The organism is Paraburkholderia sp. SIMBA_030, assembly GCF_046535245.1.
GTDB lineage: Bacteria > Pseudomonadota > Gammaproteobacteria > Burkholderiales > Burkholderiaceae > Paraburkholderia.
Map to the genome: position 1 here is coordinate 1 of NZ_JAWRXB010001372.1, position 245 is coordinate 245.

A 245-nucleotide genomic window follows, 5' to 3' on the forward strand; every position below is an offset into this window, starting at 1 on the left:
GTTCATCCTAAAAGATGGTGCGCTGGCATGGGCAGGTTTCCCTGATATCGACTTGAGCTTCTTAGGATTGCTAAGTTATATCGGTTTGATTGCAGCCACCGTACAGATCCTAGAGATGTTCTTGGACAAGTTTGTACCGAGTCTATATAACGCGCTTGGGGTATTCTTACCACTAATCACCGTAAACTGTGCCATCTTAGGTGGTGTACTATTTATGGTTGAGCGTGACTATAACTTTGGTGAAT

1 protein-coding gene is annotated in these 245 nt (G+C 43.7%); it reads left to right on the plus strand.

The window, feature by feature from the left end; all coding sequences use genetic code 11:
- Positions 1-245, plus strand: a 245-nt coding sequence (locus SB772_RS44530) for an Rnf-Nqr domain containing protein (RefSeq protein WP_410839092.1), incomplete at both ends; no start/stop codon positions are given.